The sequence below is a fragment of the Methylobacterium sp. WL18 genome (genome assembly GCF_008040015.1).
Taxonomy (GTDB): Bacteria; Pseudomonadota; Alphaproteobacteria; order Rhizobiales; family Beijerinckiaceae; genus Methylobacterium; species Methylobacterium mesophilicum.
The window spans coordinates 1-683 of record NZ_VRVD01001188.1; the positions used below are offsets into that span (position 1 = coordinate 1).

1 protein-coding gene is annotated in these 683 nt (G+C 74.5%); it reads left to right on the forward strand.

Annotation, left to right across the window (positions count from 1 at the left end):
• A partial coding sequence (locus FV228_RS31730; RefSeq protein ID WP_147857972.1) for a hypothetical protein occupies positions 1 to 683 on the forward strand: 683 nt, incomplete at both ends.

The following is a 683-nucleotide window of genomic DNA, read 5'->3' on the forward strand; positions in this document are numbered from 1 at the left end:
CCCCGGCCCCGGCCCGCCCGGTGGTGCTGAAGGCCCCGTCCGAGGACGGGGTGATCGGGCCGGAGCTCCAGCTCAACGGCATGTCCGGCACCCTGAAGCTGGAGCGGGCCGGCACCGCCGTCACGGCGCGGATCAAGCTGCCCGGCACCAAGATCTCGCAGCCGGCGGAGTCCTGCACGGTGCCGCTCGCCAACGGCAATCCCATCACCCTGACCTCCGAGGGCAAGCCCGAAGGCGCGCCGCGCTTCGAGGCCGCCGGGGCCGAGTGCCCGCTGCGCTTCGACGTGGTCGAGGGCGGGATCCTGGTCACGTCGCTGGGCCAGGGACCGATCTGCACCTTCTCGAATGCGGATTGCGCGACCACGCCCGTGGGGCTGTGGGGGCCGGCGGGCGCCAGCCTGATCCCCCGGGCCGGGGAGTTCGACACCGGCCGGGGCGTCGCCGACAAGGCGGTACGCGACAATTACAAGCTGATGACCCAGCGTGCCCGGCGCGAGGACGTGCGGCCGATCGTGAGCGAGCAGGCGGCGTTCTCGGCCGACCGGGAGCAGCTCTGCCGCGGCTACGCCCGCGAGGGCACGCACGGCTTCTGCCACCTGCGGGTCACCGAGAACCGGGCCCTGGCGCTCGCCACCCGCCTGGGTGCCAACACGGCGGTTCCGACCGCCGCGGCGGCCCCGCGC